The organism is Xanthomonas sp. 1678, from assembly GCF_031455575.1.
GTDB lineage: Bacteria > Pseudomonadota > Gammaproteobacteria > Xanthomonadales > Xanthomonadaceae > Xanthomonas_A.
Window position 1 is genome coordinate 150,641 of sequence record NZ_JAVDSZ010000009.1, and the last position, 18,231, is coordinate 168,871.

An 18,231-nucleotide genomic window follows, 5' to 3' on the forward strand; every position below is an offset into this window, starting at 1 on the left:
GATGGCGGCGATTGCCGAACGCAGCGATTGCCGGTCCGGCGCGCTGCCGCTGGCCGAACTGCTCGAGGCCGGCGAGCCGGTGGTGCTGCGCGGGCTGGTGCGCGACTGGGCGCTGGTCCAGGCCGGCCTGCGCGGCACGCACGCGGCGATGGAGCTGCTGCGCGGGCACAGCAACGGCCGCGCGCTGCAATATTCCTACGGCGCGCCGGAGATCGGCGGCCGCCCGTTCTACAACGACGACTTCACCGCGCTGAACTTCGAGGTGCGGCGCGGCGACTTGCCCGGCCTGCTCGATGCGATCACCGCGCACCTGGACGATCCGCGGCCGCCGGCCTACTACCTGGCCTCGCTGCCGGTGGACGACAGCCTGCCGGGGTTCCGCGACGGCAACGACGTCGACTTCGCCGCGCATGGCATCCAGGGGCGGCCAAGCATCTGGATCGGCAACCGCATCACCGCGTCCTGCCACTACGACGCGCCGAACAACCTGGCCTGCTGCGCGGTCGGCCGGCGCCGCTTCACCGTGTTCCCGCCGGAGCAGATCGGCAACCTCTATCCCGGCCCGCTGGAGCCGACGCCGGGCGGGCAGGCGATCAGCGTGGTGGATTTCGCCGCGCCCGACTTCGCCCGCTACCCGCGCTTCGCCGAGGCGCTGGCGCATGGCCGCAGCGCGGTGCTGGAACCCGGCGACGCGCTGTTCCTGCCCGGCCTGTGGTGGCACCACGTGGAAGGGCTGGAAGCGTTCAACGTGCTGGTCAACTACTGGTGGAGCGGCGCACCGGCCTGGCTGCCGCCGCCGTTGCCGGCGCTGTATCACGCCATGTGGGCGCTGCGCGACCGGCCGCAAGCGGAGAAGGCGGCCTGGCGCGAGGTGTTCGAGTACTACGTGTTCGGGCCGGCCGACCGCGCGGGCGAGCATCTGCCGGCGCAGGCGCGGCACCTGCTCGGGCCGATCGACGACATGCAGGCGCGGCAGCTGCGCGCGATGCTGCTGGCCAAGCTCAACCGCTGACCGCGGCCCCATCCAAGGCTGCGCGCCGCCGCGCGCGCCACCATCCATCACTGCAGGAGAGACGACGCAATGGCCCAGATACGCAAGGTGGTGATCGCAGGCGGCGGCACGGCAGGCTGGATCGCTGCCTGCGCGCTGTCGCACCAGTTCCGCGACCTGCTGGACATCACCCTGATCGAATCCGAGCAGATCGGCACGGTCGGCGTCGGCGAATCCACGGTGCCGCCGATCCGCAGCTTCCACCGTTTCCTGCAGATCGACGAGCAGGAATTCCTGCGCGCGGTGGCCGGCACCTTCAAGCTCTCCATTTCCTTCGAGAACTGGCCGCGGCATGGCGAGCGCTACATCCACCCGTTCGGCCTCACCGGGCAGAGCACCCTGGTCTGCGCGTTCCACCATTTCTGGCTGGAAGCGCAGCGCCGCGGGATGGTCTCCGAGCTGGGCGACTACTGCCTGGAAACCGTGGCCTCGCGCGTGGACCGCTTCGCGCTGCAACAGTCGCCGCCGGTCAACTATGCCTACCACCTCGATGCCGGGCTGTACGCGCGCCTGCTGCGCAGCCACGCCGAGCGCTACGGACTCAAGCGCGTGGAAGGCAAGATCCAGCAGGTGCAGCAGCACGCCGAGAGCGGTTTCGTGGAGGCGCTGCTGCTGGAAGACGGCACGCTGGTCGAAGGCGACCTGTTCATCGACTGCACCGGTTTCCGCGGGCTGTTGATCGAGCAGACCCTGCACACCGGCTACGAAGACTGGAAGCAGTGGCTGCCGTGCGATCGCGCGGTGGCGGTGCAGACCGAGGCGGTGGCGGCGCCGGTGCCGTACACCCGCGCCATCGCCCATGCCGCCGGCTGGCGCTGGCATATCCCGTTGCAGCATCGCGTCGGTTGCGGGCTGGTGTTCTCCAGCGCGCACATGTCCGACGACGAGGCACGCGCCAAGCTGCTGCACGACGCCGCCGCGCCGCCGATCAAGGACCCGTGGCTGGTGCCGTTCCGCACCGGCCGTCGGCTCAAGGCCTGGAACAAGAACGTGGTCGCGCTGGGCCTGGCCAGCGGCTTCATCGAACCGCTGGAATCCACCAGCATCCACCTGACCATCTCCGCGGTGATGCGGCTGATCGCGCTGTTCCCCACCGACGGCATCGCCCCGTCGATGGCCGACTTCTACAACGACGTCAGCCGCGCCGAGATGGAGCACGTGCGCGATTTCATCATCCTGCACTACCACGCCAACCAGCGCGAGGAACCGATGTGGCAGGCCTGCCGCGAGATGGCGCTGCCCGAGTCGCTGCAGCAGCGGCTGCGCGCCTGGCGCGAGCGCGCGCACGCCTGGCAGGGCAGCGACGAACTGTTCCGGGTGGATTCGTGGATCCACGTGCTGCTTGGCCAGGGCATCGTGCCGGCGCAGCACCACCTGCTGGCGCGCGCGCTGCCCGACCAGGAACTGCAGCGCTTCCTCGACGCGATCCGCCAACCCATCGACCGTGCGGTGGCGCAGATGCCGTCGCAGGAGGCGTTCATCGCGGGCTATTGCAAGGCGCCACCGGAAGTCTGGGCGGGGCGTGCCCCCGCCAGGACGACGGCGCCGGCGTGACGGATAGCCGATTGCCGACGCGCGCGGCGCGCCATTGGTCGCGCAAGCACGGGATCGGTCGGTAGCGCCATAGCCTTCACGGCTTTGCCGCGCAGTGCACGCGTGCTGGTTCACGCGACTCGCGCACGCTACGCTTGCGCAGCGTGCGCGGCCAGGACGGCGCCTCGAGTCCTGCCCACGCATTGTCCTGCAGCGACGGAGGCTGCCGTGCACACGCCAACGCCAACCGCTTGCTCGGATCCGGCAGCGCCGCTGCGCTACCCTTCAGGCTATCCGCCGACCGGCGCGCGCGAGCGATTCTTCATCGGTCAGGTGGCTCGGCCTGGACCTGTCGTTCTTCGGGCGACTCTACGCCCAGCAGAAGGCGCGCAGCGGCGAGTTGCTGGATCTGTGGGGCGGTGGCGCGCGACAACAGGCGGCGCGCGCGATCGGTGCCATCTTCATGTATCGCCTGCATTGGCCTGGTCCGTATTTTTCGCCCGACGACGCGGTCGAGGTCATCGGCGGAGGCCCGCGTTTTGCATCGCTGGGCAACGAGGGCGAGCTCGAACACGCGATCCACGACATCCACGCCTCCCTCGGCGTCGCCATGCCGGCGCGTTTCTGGCAAGCCGCCGGGACGTTGACGCTTGGCGAGTTGGTGGATGCGCTTCTCACCGCGGTCACGGCAGCTGCCGGAGGGGCCGCGCCGGCGGCCGATTGAGCCGCAGCGCGCACCACGCCGACAGGCCGGCGGCATCCGCCGTCGCTTCATGGCGCTCGCCTGCCCACCGGCATGGCTATCATCGAAGGCCGTCCGTTCCGGAGCTCCATGCATGACGCTGCGAACCCTGTGTCTTTCCGTATCGCTGGCGCTGGCCGCGGCGTTGCCGGCGCATGCCGTCGAATTCACGAAAGCGGAACTGGCGCGCGCCACCGCGTTGCAGCAGCGGCTGCTGACGCTGGATTCGCACCTGGACACGCCGGCCAATTTCGAGCGCGGCGACTTCGACATCATGACCGCGCATGCCGGCAACCGGCTGGCGCAGGTGGACTATCCGCGCATGCTCGCCGGCGCGCTGGACGGCGGGTTCTGGGCGATCTACACCGGCCAGGGCGACCGCAGCGCGCAGGCGCATCTGGACGATCGTGATGCCGGGCTGCAACGGCTGATGGCGATCCGCGGGCTGCTCGCGGCGCATCCGCAGCAGTTCGGCATGGCCACCACCCCGGCCGACGCGGCGCGGATCAAGGCCGCCGGCAAGCGCGTGGTGTACCTGAGCATGGAGAACGCCAGCCCGCTGGTCGCCGATCCCACGCTGCTGCGCTTCTACTACGCGCAAGGCCTGCGGCTGATGAGCACGGCGCATTTCCTCAACAACGAATTCGCCGACTCGGCCACCGATCCGAAGGGACCGGAATGGCATGGGCTGAGCCCGGCCGGAAAGCAGCTGGTGCAGCAGGCGCAGAAGCTCGGCATCATCATCGACCAGTCGCATGCCTCCGATGCGGTGTTCGACCAGCTGATCGCGCTGTCGCCGGTGCCGATCCTGCTCTCGCACAGCGGCGCGCGCGCGCTGCACGCGCATCCGCGCAACATCGACGATGCACGGCTGAAGGTGCTGGCCGCACACGGCGGGGTGATCCAGATGAATTCCTACGGCGGCTACCTGATCGACAACGGCGCCAGCCCCGAGCGCAAGGCCGCCGAGGAGGCGTTGATCGCCAGATACGGCGGCTGGGAGCATCTGCAACTTGCCGATGGGCTCACGCTGGGCGAAGAGATGAAGGCGCTGGACGCCAGGTATCCGGTGCGGCAGGCGACGCTGGACGATTTCTTCGCGCACCTGGAGCACGTGCTGGCGCTGGTCGGCCCCGAGCACGTGGGCATCGGCATGGACTGGGACGGCGGTGGCGGCGTGGCCGGCATGGAGGACGTCGGCGACCTGCCCAAGATCACCGCCTGGTTGCTGCGCAAGGGCTACAGCGAGCAGCAGATCGCCGCCATCTGGGGCGGCAACCTGTTGCGGGTGATGCAGCAGGCGCAGGATTGGGCGGCGGCGCAGGCGAAGGCCGGGGCTTCCTGAGCCCGCCAAGGACAGAGGCAGCAGCGGCCATCGCGGCAGGCCGCATCCGCGGCTCCAATTGGCGCTACGCCCACGGCAGGAATGCACTGCGCACGTGCTGGCGCATCGCCACCGCGACGCTGCCGCAGCGTGCGTCGATGACGCCAGCGCGTGTTGGGCGACTTCGATCGGAACGGGCGCATTGCCGCGCGCTCGGCGTGGATCGGCTGGCCGTGCCAACGCCTGTAGCTGTCGCGCGAGCGAGCGCGACCCGCGTGGTCACGCGCATGGCCTGCAGCGCGGCGGCGACGCCCGGCTTCGGCTAGCATCGGGGCGACCATGAAGATCGTCATCGCACCGGATTCGTTCAAGGAAAGCCTGTCCGCGCTGGAAGTGGCCACGCAGATCGAGGCGGGGTTTCGCGACGTGTTTCCGACGTGGACCTACGTCAAGGTGCCGGTCGCCGACGGCGGCGAGGGCACGGTCGCGGCGCTGGTCGCGGCCACCGGCGGGCGTCGCGTCCCACACACGGCGACCGGACCGCTGGGCGCGCCGGTGGAGGCCTTCTTCGGCATGAGCGGCGATGGCCGCACCGCCATCGTCGAGATGGCCGCGGCGAGCGGGCTGGCGTTGCTGCCGCCGGCGCGGCGCGATGCGCTCGCCGCCACCAGCTACGGCGTCGGCGAATTGATCCTGGCGGCGCTGGACGCCGGCGCGCACAGCATCGTCGTCGGGGTCGGCGGCAGCGCCAGCAACGATGGCGGCGCCGGCATGGCGCAGGCACTGGGCGTGCGCTTGCTCGACGCGCAGGACCGTGAGCTCGGCGCCGGCGGCGGTGCGCTGGCCGCGCTCGCGCGGATCGATGCGACCGGCCTGGATCCGCGATTGCGGCACTGCGACATCCAAGTCGCCTGCGATGTCGACAATCCGCTGACCGGGCCCGCAGGCGCCTCGGCGGTGTTCGGGCCGCAGAAGGGCGCCACCCCGGCGCAGGTCGCGCAACTCGACGCCAACCTGTCCCACTACGCCGCGGTGATCGACGCCGACCTGGGCATCGCGATCGCCGCGCTGCCCGGCGCGGGTGCCGGCGGCGGCCTGGGCGCGGCGCTGGTCGCGTTCCTGGGCGCGCAGCTGCGCCCGGGCGCGGACATCGTCGCCGAGGCGCTGGGACTGGAGGCGCTGGTGGCCGCTGCCGATCTGGTCGTCACCGGCGAGGGCCGGCTGGATAGCCAGAGCGCGCGCGGCAAGACGCCGCTCGGCGTGGCCCGCATCGCCAAGCGCCACGACAAACCGGTGATGGCGATCGCCGGCGGCCTGGGCGCCGACGCGGCGCTGCTGCATGCGCATGGCATCGATGCGATGTTCGGCACGGTGCCACGCCCCTGCACGCTGGAGCAGGCGTTGGCCGAGGCGGCGGCGAACCTGCGCGGGACGGCGCGCAACGTGGCCGAAGCGATCCGGATCGGCCGCGATCTGGGGAAGTGAGCGGCGCGCAGGCGCGCGCGCTCGAATCGGGTTGATAGGCCGGACGCGGTTGCACGTCCGAGGCCTGCGCTTCCACGGGCGGGGAACAGCAGCCGTTCTTCGCTGCGATAGGGATCAGCTGCGCCCCGGCACGATCAGGCCATGCCAACGAGCGGCAACGAGCCGGCCTGGCGCCCAGGTGCGGTGGCCAGCGCAACCTCGTGCGCGGTTCCGCGAGCGCCTGGCTCCGGCGTCGCAAAGGCTGCTGCCGACAGCAGTCACCACCTGCGCGCATGGCCTCGCAGCAGCCTATTCAGCTACAATGAAAACGATTACAAAAAAAGGAATTGACCTGCATGAGCACCCAGAACCTTCCCGAGCGCGCGCCGCTCAGCCCGAAGTGGCAGTTCCGCTTCGACTTCTTCGATCGCCACGGCGGCCCGGCTTCGCCCGGCTTCAAGCCGGCGTTCAAGGCCCTGTCGTTCGGCGAACGCCTGAAGATCAACATGAACTTCTTCGCGTTCTTCTTCGGCTGGATCTATTTCTTCATCCTCGGCCTGTGGCGCAAGGCGATCGTGCTGATCGGCATCTCGGTGGCGATCGGCGTGCTGTCGTTCTTCCTGCCGAACATGGTCATCAACGGCCTCAGCGTGGCCTATGCGGTACTGGTCGGCATGATCGCCAACTACGCCTACTACCTGGAAGTGAAGAAGGGCAGCACCAGCTGGAACCCCTTCGAAGGCATGCGCTGGTGGTAAGCGGGATGTAGCCGGGACCGGGGACGCGGGACCGGGACCCGGAAAAGCGGCGCCGCGGCGCTTTGCCTTATGCTTTTGCTCTTCCGGGTCCCCAGTCCCGAGTCCCGAGTCCCGGCTTCAGGTTCCCATGTCCCCTCCTGCGTCCCAGGCCGCTGCGGCACCCGCCGGCCTGTCCTCCGGCCTGATCGCGCTGTTCGCCGCCGCCTGCGGCCTGGCGGTGGCCAACATCTACTTCTCGCAGCCGCTGATCGGCATCATCGCGCCGGAACTGCGCCTGCACGCGGGCCTGGCCGGGCTGATCGTGGCGCTGACCCAGCTCGGCTACGGCGCCGGCCTGCTGTTGCTGGTGCCGCTGGCCGACGTGGCCGAGAACCGGCGCCTGGCAATCCTGCTGCTGGGCGGGGTGGTGCTGGGCCTGGTCGGCATCGGCCTGTCGCAGTCGGCCGCCGGCTTTCTGATCGGCTCGTTCGTGGTCGGCGTGTGCGCCGTGGCTACGCAGATCCTGGTGCCGTTCGCCTCGCACCTGGCGCCGGAGGCCAGCCGCGGCCGCGTGGTCGGCACGGTGATGGGCGGGCTGCTGGCCGGGATCATGCTGGCGCGGCCGTTCTCCAGTTTCGTCGCCGCCACCCTGGGCTGGCGCGCGGTGTTCTTCCTGTCCGCCGGCATGATGCTGTTGCTGATGGTGGTGCTGCGCTGGCGCCTGCCGCAGCGCCGGCCTGCGCAGCGCGCGTCCTATGCGGCAGTGCTGGCCTCGTTGCCGCGGCTGTATGCCGACACCCCGCTGCTGCGCCGGCGCGCGTTCTACCAGGGCATGATGTTCGCCGCGTTCAACGTGTTCTGGACCGGCTCGCCGCTGCTGCTGGCGCAGTCCTTCGGCATGGACCAGCGGCATATCGCGCTGTTCGCGCTGGCCGGTGCCGCCGGCGCCCTGGTCGCGCCGCTCGCCGGACGCATGGCCGACCGCGGCTGGACCCGCCCGGCCACCGGCTGGGCGCTGGCCGCGGCGGCGCTGTCGTTCGGCATCGGCGCCTGGGCCGCGCACGCGCATGCGCTGCTGTGGCTGGTGGTCGCCGCGCTGGTCCTGGATGCGGCGGTGCAGGTGTGCCAGGTGTTGAGCCTGCGCAGCATCTACATGCTGGCGCCGGAACAGCGTGGCCGCCTCAACGGCCTGTTCATGACCTCGGTGTTCCTGTGCGGCGCGGCCGGTTCATTGCTGGCCGCGGCGGTGTTCGCCTACGCCGGCTGGCCGGGACTGTCGCTGCTCGGCGCCGGCTTCGGCGTGGCCGCGCTGTTGTTCTACTTCAGCGAATTCCGGCGGGCGGCGGTGGCGGCGCGCTGAGCGCGTGCCCGGTGCGCTGTTTTCTGCTTGGATCGGGTGATGCTCGCATCCGTTTCAAGGCATGCATTTGTGGCAACTGGCAGGCCGCGGCGCCGTGAAATTTGTACCTTCTCCCGTCGGGACATGGCTCCCTTTTCGGGGGAAGGTGGCGCGCAGGGGCAAATGAGGGCACGGGCGCAGCCTCGTGCACCCAAACGCGACGAGACGCTTTCGCGCCGTACCCTCACCCCAACCCCTCTCCCGGTGGGAGAGGGGCTACGGCTGTTCCTTCTCCCATCGGGAGAAGGTGCCCCGCAGGGGCGGATGAGGGTACGGGCGCAGCCTCGTGTATCCAAACTCCGCGAGACGCTTCGCGCCGTACCCTCACCCCAACCCCTCTCCCGGTGGGAGAGGGGCTATGGCTGTTCCCTTCTCCCATCGGGAGAAGGGGCCCCGCAGGGGCGGATGAGGGTACGGGCGAAGCCTCGTGCAGCCAAACTCGGCGAGGCGCTTTCGCGCCGGACCCTCACCCCAACCCCTCTCCCGAGGGGAGAGGGGCTATGCGTGGCGTTGTTACTTTTTCCAGAACTGCCATTTCGGCGCCGGCTTGTCCGCCGCCGCCGCCACCGTGGTGGCTTGCTGCGGCGCGAGGCTGCCCTGCACTTGGGCCAGGCGACCCAGCGCATCGAAGGCGAGCGTGATCCGGCTGCCGCCACGCGTGGCCACGGTCTGCCCGGATTCGCGCTGCAACGCATACTCCTGGTCCTCGAGAAAGCCCTCGGTCATCGCGCGGTGATCGAGCGGGAACTGCGCGACCAATTGTCCGAGCAGGCTGAGCACGCGCGGATCGTCGCACGGCGCGAATACGCTGGCGGGGACGTCGTCGAGCAGGAAGAACAGCGCGCCGCCGCGATACGGGCCGCGGTAGTAGCACTGCACGCTGAGTGCGGCGGCGAGCAGGGCCAGCGTGTGGCCGTCGTCGTCCAGCGGCAGCGACGCGGTGGCCAGTTCGGCCGGACCCTCGCGTTCGCCAATTTCGCGCAGCGCGTTCGCCGCGACCAGCAGGTTCTCCGGCAGGTCGCTGGCGGTGTTGGCCCAGGCCCACAGCCAGCTGGCGCTGTCCTCGGCGGCGCTGCCCAGCAGTTGGACCGGGAAGTGCAGGTCGTCGCCGAAGTGCGCAATGCCCTCGGCCAGATCCAGGCGCCAGCCGCGTTCGCCGAGCACGTCGGCCAGCGCCATCTGCCGGGCGAAGGCGGTGCCGATGTGGCGCGCCAGCAGGGTCTGGAAGGACGGCGTCACGGCCGCGGCTGCTCGCGCCGCAGCAGGCTGTGGCGGCGCCCGTACAGCAGGTAGGCGACCACGCCGATCGCATTCCACAACAGGAACCATTTCTGCGTGGTGTGCGGCAGGCTCCAGAACAGGTACAGGCAGCCGCCGATCGCCAGCGGCGCGACCACCCACGCCAGTGGCGTGCGGAACTTGCGCACCCGGTCGGGCTCGCGCACGCGCAGCACCAGCAGGCACGCGGCCACCGCGATGAACGCGGCCAGGGTGCCGGCGTTGGCCAGCGCGGCGATCTCGTCCAGCCGCGCCACGCCGGCCAGCGCCGCCACCAGGATCGCGGTGAACAGCGTGGTCGCCACCGGCGTGCCGGTGCGCGCGCTGACCTTGGACAGCCCGCGCGGCAGCAGCCCGTCGCGCGACATCACGAAGAAGATCCGGCTCTGCCCGTACAGGAACGCCAGCAGCACCGTCGGCAACGCGATCACCGCGGCCGCGGCGATCAGCGTCGCCGCCTTGCCCTGGCCGAGTTCGCGCAGGATCAGCGCCAGCGGCTCGGCGCTCTGCCCGAACACCGTGTAGCTCATCGCGCCGACCGCGGACAGCGCCACCAGCACGTAGATCAGCGTGCAGCCGACCATCGAGCCGAGGATGCCGATCGCCAGGTCGCGCTCGGGTTTCTTGGTTTCCTCGGCCGCGGTGGAGATCGCGTCGAAGCCGTAGAAGGCGAAGAAGATGATCGCCGCCGCGGCCATCACCCCGCGTTCGACGCCGTCGGCGCCCATCGTCTTGGCGAAGCCGAACGGCATGAACGGCTCCATCCGTGCGCTGTCGAAATGCGGCAGCGCGATCACCACGAACACGGTCAGGGCGACGATCTTCACCGCCACCAGCACCGCATTGACCGTCGCGCTGGCCTGGGTGCCGAGCATCAGCATGCCGGCGACGACGAAGGTGATCAGCACCGCCGGCAGGTTGACGAATCCGCCCGGCACATGCGGCCCGGCGGTCAGCCATAGCGGCAGGTCCACGCCCACGCCCTTGAGGAAGCCCACCGCATAGCCGGACCAGCCTACCGCCACCGTGCTGACCACCAGCGAGTACTCCAGGATCAGGCTCCAGCCCACCACCCAGGCGATGCTCTCGCCGAGCGCGATGTAGCTGTAGGTGTAGGCGCTGCCGGCGGCCGGCATCATCGTCGCCATTTCCGCGTAGGCCAGCGCGGCGCAGGCGCAGATCGCCCCGGCCACCGCGAACGACAGCAGCACCGCCGGGCCGGCCTTGTCGGCGCCGACCCCGATCAGGGTGTAGATGCCGGTGCCGACGATCGCGCCGATGCCCAGCGCCACCAGGTGCGGCCAGCTCAGCGTGGGCACCAGCCGGCGCCCGGCCTCGTGGACGGTGACCAGATCGAGCGACTTGCGCCGGAACAGGAACGACATGCGGGCCTCGGGAAGCGATGGGACAAGCCCGCGAGTGTCGCCCAATGCGGTGCAGCAAAGCTACGGGAGCGCGTGGCGGGCGGCATCGCGGCGGCGCACCCTGCGCGACGGCGCGGTCAGGGCAGGCCGTTGCGCCCGTGCGCCAGGAACCCGGGACGCGCCGACAGCCGCTCGTAGTACGCCTCCACCGCCGTCAGCGTCGGGCGCGGCATCGGCGTGGCCATCCAGCGCTGGGTGGCCACGCCGAGCACGATGTCGGCCAGGGTGAAATCCGCGCCCGCCGCATAGGCGCCGGTGCGCTGCAGCTGCGCGTCGAGAATGCCCATGTGCCGGTGCCAGTCCGCCGTGCTGCGCGCGATCGCCTTGGCGTCGCGATAGTCGGGGCTGTTGCGCACCAACGCCATGAACGCGTAGCGCCAGGCGTTGTTCAATTCGGTGGCCTGCCAGTCCATCCATTGCTCGACGTGGGCGCGGCCCTGCGCGGCGGCCGGCAGCAGGTCGCTGCGTCCCTGGCGCGCCGCCAGGTAGCGGCAGATGCTGTTGGATTCCCACAGCACGAAGTCGCCGTCGCGCAGCACCGGGACCAGCGCATTCGGATTCAACGCACGGAATGCCGGCGTGTCCACCGCGGCGAAGCCGGCGCCATAGGGCAGCTGTTCGATCGCCAGGTCCAGTTCCGCGCACAGCCACAGCACCTTGCGCACGTTGATCGAGGACGACTTGCCGTACAGGGTGAGCATGCGGTCGGGCCGAGTGTGGGGCGGCCGAGCGTGCACCAGCGCGGCATCGTGCGCAATGCGCCGCTCGCCATGCAGCGCGCACGCTCAGCGCGACATGCTGGTCAGGGCATGGCCGACGGCGCGGCCGCGGCGCAGCTGCTGCGACGCGGCCGGCTACACTGGCGGCATGCAAACCGATCCCCATTTCCTGATCCTGGCCGGCCTGCTGTGCGCGGTCATCGTGCTGTTGCTGGCGCTGCTGTTGCGCCGGAACAACCCCGCGGCGCTGGAACAGGCCCTGCGCGAGGAACAGCGCAGCGGCCGCGGCGAACTGCGCGAGCAGCTCGACAGCCTGGCGCGGCAGCAGGACGCGCGCAGCGAGGGCTTCGCCCGCCATCTGGCCGACCTGTCCACCCGCACCGACCAGCGCCTGGACCTGCTGCGCGAGGCGCTGACTGAGGACGCGCGCCGCGGCCGGGTCGAGGCCGGCGAGGCGCAGCAGCGCGTGGCCGAACTGCTCAACCAGCGCCTGCTCGAAATGCGCGGCCAGCTCGACGCGTTCGGTCAGCAGCAGGACGCGCGCATGCTGCACTTCGGCCAGCAACAGAGCGAGCTGATCGCGCGCATCGACGCGCACCTGACCGGATTGCGCGAAACCCTGGTCGAGGATGCGCGCCGCGGGCGTCTGGAAGGCGCCGAATCGCAGCAACGCTTCGCCGACGCGCTCGGCCAGCGGCTCAACGAACTGATCCAGCGCAACGAACAGCGCATCGGCGAGATGCGCGCAACCCTGGAAGAGCGGCTGAAGGAACTGCAGGCCGACAACGCGGCCAAGCTCGAGCAGATGCGCGGCACCGTCGACGAGAAGCTGCAGACCACGCTCAACACGCGCCTGGATGCGTCGTTCAAGCTGGTTTCCGAACGGCTCGAGCAGGTCCAGCGCGGGCTGGGCGAGATGCAGCAGCTGGCCACCGGCGTCGGCGACCTCAAGCGCGTGCTGAGCAACGTCAAGAACCGCGGCGGCTGGGGCGAGGTGCAACTGGAGAACATCCTCGAGCAGACCCTGACCCAGGAGCAGTACGCGCGCGGCGTGAAGGTGCGCCCGGAGCGCAACGAGATGGTCGATTTCGCGGTGCGCCTGCCCGGCCGCGGCCACGAGGACACGCCGGTGTGGCTGCCGATCGACGCCAAGTTCCCGCGCGAGGACTACGAGCGGCTGCTCGACGCGCAGGAACAGGGCGATCCGGACCTGGTGCTGGCGATGGGCGCGCAACTGGAACGCGCGATCCGGGTGCAGGCCAAGTCGATCAGCGACAAGTACATCGCGCCGCCGCACACCACCGACTTCGCGGTGATGTTCCTGCCCACCGAAGGCCTGTACGCCGAAACCCTGCGCCGGCCCGGCTTGGCCGACCTGCTGCAGCGCGAGCACCGCATCGTCATCGCCGGCCCCACCACCGTCACTGCGTTGCTCAACAGCCTGCAGATGGGCTTTCGCACGCTGGCCATCGAGAAGCGTTCCAGCGAAGTGTGGGGCGTGCTGGCGGCGGTCAAGAGCGAGTTCGGCAAGTTCGCCGGCATCCTGGAAAAGGCCGAAAAGCAGATCAGCACCGTCGGCAAGAGCCTGGGCGATGCCAGCCGCAAGACCCGCACCATCGAGCGCCGCCTGCGCGGCGTGGAGACGTTGGCCGACGCACAACTCGCGCCGTTGCTCGATCTCGAACTGCCGATCGCCGATCCCGATCCGGACGAGGATGCCGCGCGCGACGAACAGGAATGAGCGCATCGCGCACGGTCCTGCATCCGCCGCAACGCGCGCGCTGCGATACTGAGCATCGCAACCCTGTCCGAATGGAGACGCCGATGTCGATGCGCTGGTCCACCCTGTTGTCCAGCCTGCTGCTGGCCGCCTGCGTCAGCGGCCCCACCCCGCATGCTATGCCCGCAGCGCAATCCGGCAGCGATGGCGCCGAGGTGGCGCCGGACGCTGCGGCGTGTACCGCGCAGGGCGGCAGCCTGCGTCCGCTCGGCCGGCGCGGCCTGCTCAAGTGCGTGGTCCCGTTCGCCGACGCCGGCAAGACCTGCAGCGACAGCGGCCAGTGCCACGGCGATTGCCTGGCGGTGACGCCGGTGCCGACCGGCAGCGCCGCCCAGGGCGTGTGCCAGCGCGACATCAGCGAGAACTTCGGCTGCCGGCAGCAAGTGCAGGGCGGTGTGGGCGCTTCGCAGATCTGCGTCGACTGAGCGCGCGGACAGTGGCCGCTGCACGGCCCATGCGCCTATGCTTGCGCTCCCCATTCCGTTGCAGGAGCCGTGCATGCAGTCGATCCAAGACATCCCGCTGACCACCATCGAAGGCCAGCCGACGTCGCTGGCCGAGCATCGCGGCAAGGTGCTGCTGCTGGTCAACGTCGCCTCCAAGTGCGGGCTGACCAAGCAGTACGAAGGGCTGGAGGCGCTGTACCGCGAAAAGCAGGCCGACGGGCTGGAAGTGCTCGGTTTTCCCGCCAACGACTTCAAGGGCCAGGAGCCGGGCAGCGAGGCGGAGATTCAGCAGTTCTGCCAGCTCACCTACGACGTGACCTTCCCGATGTTCGCCAAGATCGCGGTCACCGGAGAGGCCACGCATCCGCTGTACCGCGCGCTGATCGACGCGCAGCCGCAGACCGAGGGCGAGGGCCCGATGCGCGAGAAGCTGCGCGGCTACGGCATCGAGCCCAACCCGGCGCCGGGCGTGCTGTGGAACTTCGAGAAGTTCCTGGTCGGCCGCGACGGCCAGGTCGTCGGCCGCTTCGCGCCGGACGTGACGGCCGAGGATCCGCGCCTGCGCACGGCGATCGAGGCGGCGCTGGCGTAAATGGCCTGCGGCGTTCGCTGCCGCAAGGCCATGCCTGGCTATCCGGATGCGCTGTTTTGGCTCCGGGTGGCTCGGCCATCGGACCCGAGGAGCCATCGCACCCCTTGCGGTTCCGGCTCCGCTCGTCGCGGCTGAAGCCGCTCCCACAGTAGTCACGCGGCTGGCGCTCGTCGCTGATCCAGGCGACGGACGCGCGCGCCTGCCATTGCGGATTGTGCTGCGTCGCGAGTGCATGCAGCGCGCGGCGTCGCCTTTGCTGTCGCTTCGGCTTCGGCTTTGGCTTTGGCTTTGGCTTGGCTTTGGCTGTTGCTTTTGACTTACCGGGTTCCCTTCCGCAGCGGCGGATGGACCGGGGAAAAACCCCGAAGGGGCGGCGCACATGGATGTGCGCCGTTCGCGGCAGGGGCAGGATGCCCCTTCCGCGAATCCCCGGTGCATCCGCGGACCCGTAGCGCGCAGCGCGTAGGGCGCGTAGGCAGGGCGCGCTTTCTTTTGGTTACTTTTCTTTGCGCGAGCAAAGAAAAGTGACTCGCCGCAAGGCGAAAGCTTTGCCTCTGCCTTTGTGCTGGCACTTGAAGCTTTGAAAGCTTGAAGCAAGAGCAACGGCTTCCGCTGGCGCGGGTCACTTTTCTTTGCTTGTGCAAAGAAAAGTAACCAAAAGAAAGCACACCCCGCAGCGCGCCTTCCGCGCTTCGCGCTCCAGGTCCGCAGTCCCAACGGGCATTTTTCGACGGCACATCCATGTGCCGGCGAAAAACGGCGCGCATCCTGCGCGCCGCCCTTCGGGTATTCGCCCGCCGGGCCTGCCGCGCTGAGGGGGCCCGGTAAATCAAAAGCTAAGCAACAGCAGGAGCGACAGCAGGAGCAACGGCAAGAACAACGGCAAGAACAACGCAAAAGCAACGGCAATAGCGAAGCCTGCTGCGTGCACGGCATGCATGGCATCCGCGATGCCGCCGGGCGTCCTGCGCCGCAAGTCGCGCCGTAATGCTCTCTCACGATCGCGATACCCCCACAGCGGGAAATGTCAGAAGGATTCAGCCACAAAAAAACCCGGCCGAAGCCGGGTTTTTCGTACCACCGCGAGCGCATTCGGCTCAGCGGCTGCCGCCGCGCCACTCCGGGATCGGCATCGCGTCCACCGGCACGGTCGGATTGGTCTCTTCCTCGCGCAGATAGTCGGGCAGATCGTTGTCCTGGCGCTTGTGCGTGTGCAGGTCGCCTTCGATCTGGTAGCTGCGGCGCTGCATCCACGCGTCGCGGGTCAGCTGGTACTCGTCGGGCGCCTCGTCGCGCAGGCTGTCCAGCGACAGCAGCTGCGCGCGGGTGTCCACCAGCTGCAGGCCCTGCAGGCCGATGCGCACCGTGTCTTCCTCGATCTGCCGCAACGGCGACAGCGGCGCGTCGCCGGCCAGGCCGAAGACGTCGCGGACCGTGCGCGGCCCGAACAGCGGCAGCTCCACGTAACGCGAGCGGCGCCAGCCCCAGGCGCCGAGCGTCTGGCCGAAGTCCTCGCTGCGCCGTGGCAGCTTGGCGTCGCTGGCCGGGTCGAAGATGCCGGCGATGCCCAGCGTGCTGTTCATCAGGAACCGGCCCAGGGTCTGCCCGGCCTGCAACGGCCGGCCCTGCAGCAGCTGGTTGACCATGGTCAGCGGCGAACTGAGGTTGTCGAAGAAGTTGGTCACGCCCAGCCGCACCGGCCGCGGCACCACGTTGACGTAGGCGCGCGCCAGCGGCCGCGCCACCGCGCGGTCGACCACGTTGTTGAATTTGTGGACCTTGCGGTTGAACTTCTCCCACGGATCGAAACTCTGCGGCACGGCGACGCCGGCCGGCAGGGTCGGATCGGCGACCGGGTTGTACGGGTCGCCGCCGTACAGCGCGGCATAGTCGCCCTCGGCCGACGTCTCGGCGCCGCCAGTCGGCGGCGTGCCCGCAGCAGCGGCCATCGCTTCGCCGGCGGCGGGTGCCTGTGCCGCCTGTGCCTCGGCGGCGGCCTGCGTCGCGGCCTCGGCGGCGCGCGCGTCATCGGCGGCCGCCGTGTCGGCGGGTATCGCCTCGGGGGTGGCCACGGCCGCTTGTGGCGGCGGTGGCGTGCGTTTAGGAGCGCCGGCACAGGCGCCCAGGGCGGCGATCAGGGCCAGGGAAGTGAGAATACGCAGCACGTTCATGGGATCAGCTCGCCGCCGGGGGAGATTGGAAATCCAGGGTCGAGGCCAGCCGGTAGGCGGCACTCAATTCGGTCAGGCCGGCCGGGGTGCCGTGGATGGCGACCTCGGCCTGGCCCTGTGCACGCAGGCGTGCGGCCAGTTCGGCGAGCAACGCCAGGCCGGCGCTGTCCACCCGCGATACCTCGCGCAGATCCAGCGCGCGCGTGCCGGCCAGCAGCGGCAGCGCCGCCGGCCACAACGCGGTGACGGCGGCGCGGTCGAGCACGCCGCTCAGCGCGAGCGTGTCGCCGTCGCGACGCAGGCGTGGCTCACTTCTTGTCACTGCTGCTCGCCGGTGCGACCTGCAGCGCGCCGTTGCGCAGGTCGGCCGCGACCTGCGGGATCGACTTGGTGCGCAGCGGGGTGTCGAACTGGTTGCGGAAGGTCTGCACGTACGACACGCCTTCCACCATCACGTCGAAGATCTTCCAGTTGCCGCCGGTATTGCGCACCAGGTAGTCGACCGGGATCGGGTCGCCGCCGCTGCGCAGCAGTTCGGTGGAGACCTTGGCGCCGCGGCCGCCCGGCAGCGGGGTTTCCGACTTCACCCGCACCTGCGGCTTGCCTTCGAAGGTCAGCAGCGAGGTGCCGTAGCGCTGCATCAGGTTGTCGGCCATCGCATCGGCGAACAGCTTGACGTCGGCATCGGAGGCGCCGCGGCCGTGCACGCCGAGTACCAGGCGCGCGGCATAGTCGCGGTCGAAGGACTTGTTCATCTCGCTGTCGATGAACTGCTTGAGCGCGGCGTTGTTGCTCTTGAACTCGGCGCGGCGTTGTTCCAGCGTGGCCAGGATGCGGGTGCTGTTGTCGAGCACGACCTTGCTGGCCGAACCCTGCTGGGCGGCGGCGCCGGCGGGCGCGGCCTGCGCCAGCGCGACGGCGGGAGCGGCGACGGCCAGCGCAGCGGCGAGAGCGGCGGAGAGCAGTTTGTTGGTCATGGCTTGGGTTCCGTTTCCGTAGAGGGAGTGGGGCTGTTCGCGGAGGATGCGGCAGCGGGTGTCGCGCCGGTGTTACTTCCGCCGCTGCCGCCGCCGAACATGTACTTGCCGACCAGCTGGATCAGGTCCACCGCCGGCTGGGTGAAGGCGATCTCCTGGCCCGGCTTGAGCGTGTCGGGATCGCCGCCGGGCTGCAGCCCGACATAGCTTTCGCCGAGCAGGCCGCTGGTCAGGATACCGGCCGAGGTGTCGGCCGGCAGGTCCTTGTAGCGGTCGTCGATGGCCAGGGTCACTACCGAGTCGAACTTGGCCGGGTCCAGCTCGATCTTGGCCACCTGGCCGATGATCACCCCGCCGATCTTCACCGGCGCCTGCTGGCGCAGCTGGCCGATCTGCGAGAACCGGGCGGTCAGCTCGTAGCGGCCGCCGCCGAACCCCCACTGGCGGTTGGTGGAGGCGAGCGCCAGCACCAGCAGCGAGGCCAGGCCCAGCAGCAGAAAGGCGCCGACGGCGAACTCGAGACGGGGACCACGGATAGCCATAACGTGTCTACCTTGTTGATTCATCCGGGCCGCGGCGACAGTGCCGGGGCCG

17 protein-coding genes are annotated in these 18,231 nt (G+C 69.8%); 10 read left to right on the top strand and 7 right to left on the bottom strand.

Features of this window, described 5'->3' with window-relative positions; translation table 11 throughout:
• Position 1 precedes the first annotated feature (1 nt).
• From J2Y70_RS16505 to J2Y70_RS16535, 7 genes are all read left to right on the top strand, one after another.
• Complete coding sequence (locus J2Y70_RS16505) at positions 2-1,012, top strand: cupin-like domain-containing protein (RefSeq protein WP_309919888.1); 1,011 nt, start codon at positions 2-4, stop codon at positions 1,010-1,012.
• Between the two features lie 69 nt (positions 1,013-1,081).
• The gene (locus J2Y70_RS16510) at positions 1,082-2,605 is read left to right on the top strand and encodes a tryptophan 7-halogenase (protein WP_309919894.1); all 1,524 of its coding nucleotides are present in this window, start codon (positions 1,082-1,084) and stop codon (positions 2,603-2,605) included.
• A gap of 379 nt (positions 2,606-2,984) precedes the next feature.
• Positions 2,985-3,308 carry a hypothetical protein gene (locus J2Y70_RS16515; protein WP_309919898.1) on the top strand — a complete coding sequence of 108 codons (324 nt, stop codon included), beginning with the start codon at positions 2,985-2,987 and terminating at the stop codon, positions 3,306-3,308.
• A 112-nt stretch (positions 3,309-3,420) separates the two neighbouring features.
• Complete coding sequence (locus J2Y70_RS16520) at positions 3,421-4,671, top strand: dipeptidase (RefSeq protein ID WP_309919900.1); 1,251 nt, start codon at positions 3,421-3,423, stop codon at positions 4,669-4,671.
• A 318-nt stretch (positions 4,672-4,989) separates the two neighbouring features.
• Positions 4,990-6,135: a glycerate kinase gene (locus J2Y70_RS16525; protein WP_309919902.1), complete on the top strand. Its 1,146-nt coding sequence runs from the start codon at positions 4,990-4,992 to the stop codon at positions 6,133-6,135.
• A 335-nt stretch (positions 6,136-6,470) separates the two neighbouring features.
• The gene (locus J2Y70_RS16530) at positions 6,471-6,872 is read left to right on the top strand and encodes a DUF2628 domain-containing protein (protein ID WP_263396376.1); all 402 of its coding nucleotides are present in this window, start codon (positions 6,471-6,473) and stop codon (positions 6,870-6,872) included.
• A 127-nt stretch (positions 6,873-6,999) separates the two neighbouring features.
• Positions 7,000-8,211 (top strand): MFS transporter, encoded by a 1,212-nt coding sequence (locus tag J2Y70_RS16535; protein ID WP_309919904.1) that lies wholly within the window; start codon positions 7,000-7,002, stop codon positions 8,209-8,211.
• A 552-nt stretch (positions 8,212-8,763) separates the two neighbouring features.
• Here J2Y70_RS16535 and J2Y70_RS16540 read toward each other — a convergent pair.
• From J2Y70_RS16540 to J2Y70_RS16550, 3 genes are all read right to left on the bottom strand, one after another.
• On the bottom strand, positions 8,764-9,489 hold the full coding sequence (locus J2Y70_RS16540; protein WP_309919906.1) for a DUF6882 domain-containing protein: 726 nt from the start codon (positions 9,487-9,489) through the stop codon (positions 8,764-8,766).
• Positions 9,486-10,913, bottom strand: coding sequence for an amino acid permease (locus J2Y70_RS16545; protein WP_309919908.1), 1,428 nt, complete (start codon positions 10,911-10,913; stop codon positions 9,486-9,488). Before J2Y70_RS16545 ends, J2Y70_RS16540 begins: the two co-directional genes overlap by 4 nt.
• 116 nt (positions 10,914-11,029) lie before the next feature.
• Positions 11,030-11,653, bottom strand: a complete 624-nt coding sequence (locus tag J2Y70_RS16550; protein ID WP_309919910.1) for a glutathione S-transferase — start codon at positions 11,651-11,653, stop codon at positions 11,030-11,032.
• Positions 11,654-11,819: 166 nt separating this feature from the next.
• On the opposite strand from J2Y70_RS16550, the gene rmuC reads away from it, so the two are divergent.
• The 3 genes from rmuC to J2Y70_RS16565 all read left to right on the top strand — a co-directional run bounded on the left by rmuC (position 11,820) and on the right by J2Y70_RS16565 (position 14,489).
• Positions 11,820-13,412 carry a DNA recombination protein RmuC gene (gene rmuC / locus J2Y70_RS16555; protein WP_309919912.1) on the top strand — a complete coding sequence of 531 codons (1,593 nt, stop codon included), beginning with the start codon at positions 11,820-11,822 and terminating at the stop codon, positions 13,410-13,412.
• An 83-nt stretch (positions 13,413-13,495) separates the two neighbouring features.
• On the top strand, positions 13,496-13,876 hold the full coding sequence (locus J2Y70_RS16560; RefSeq protein ID WP_309919913.1) for a hypothetical protein: 381 nt from the start codon (positions 13,496-13,498) through the stop codon (positions 13,874-13,876).
• Positions 13,877-13,949: 73 nt separating this feature from the next.
• Positions 13,950-14,489, top strand: a complete 540-nt coding sequence (locus J2Y70_RS16565) for a glutathione peroxidase (RefSeq protein WP_309919915.1) — start codon at positions 13,950-13,952, stop codon at positions 14,487-14,489.
• Positions 14,490-15,586: 1,097 nt separating this feature from the next.
• Here J2Y70_RS16565 and J2Y70_RS16570 read toward each other — a convergent pair.
• From J2Y70_RS16570 to mlaD, 4 genes are read right to left on the bottom strand one after another with little or no spacing between them, the layout of a single operon-like run.
• The gene (locus tag J2Y70_RS16570) at positions 15,587-16,660 is read right to left on the bottom strand and encodes a VacJ family lipoprotein (RefSeq protein WP_309919917.1); all 1,074 of its coding nucleotides are present in this window, start codon (positions 16,658-16,660) and stop codon (positions 15,587-15,589) included.
• A gap of 4 nt (positions 16,661-16,664) precedes the next feature.
• Positions 16,665-16,961: an STAS domain-containing protein gene (locus tag J2Y70_RS16575; protein ID WP_309920011.1), complete on the bottom strand. Its 297-nt coding sequence runs from the start codon at positions 16,959-16,961 to the stop codon at positions 16,665-16,667.
• A 7-nt stretch (positions 16,962-16,968) separates the two neighbouring features.
• Positions 16,969-17,637 carry an ABC transporter substrate-binding protein gene (locus tag J2Y70_RS16580; protein WP_309919919.1) on the bottom strand — a complete coding sequence of 223 codons (669 nt, stop codon included), beginning with the start codon at positions 17,635-17,637 and terminating at the stop codon, positions 16,969-16,971.
• Positions 17,634-18,179 (bottom strand): outer membrane lipid asymmetry maintenance protein MlaD, encoded by a 546-nt coding sequence (gene mlaD, locus J2Y70_RS16585; RefSeq protein ID WP_263111720.1) that lies wholly within the window; start codon positions 18,177-18,179, stop codon positions 17,634-17,636. Before mlaD ends, J2Y70_RS16580 begins: the two co-directional genes overlap by 4 nt.
• Positions 18,180-18,231 lie beyond the last annotated feature (52 nt).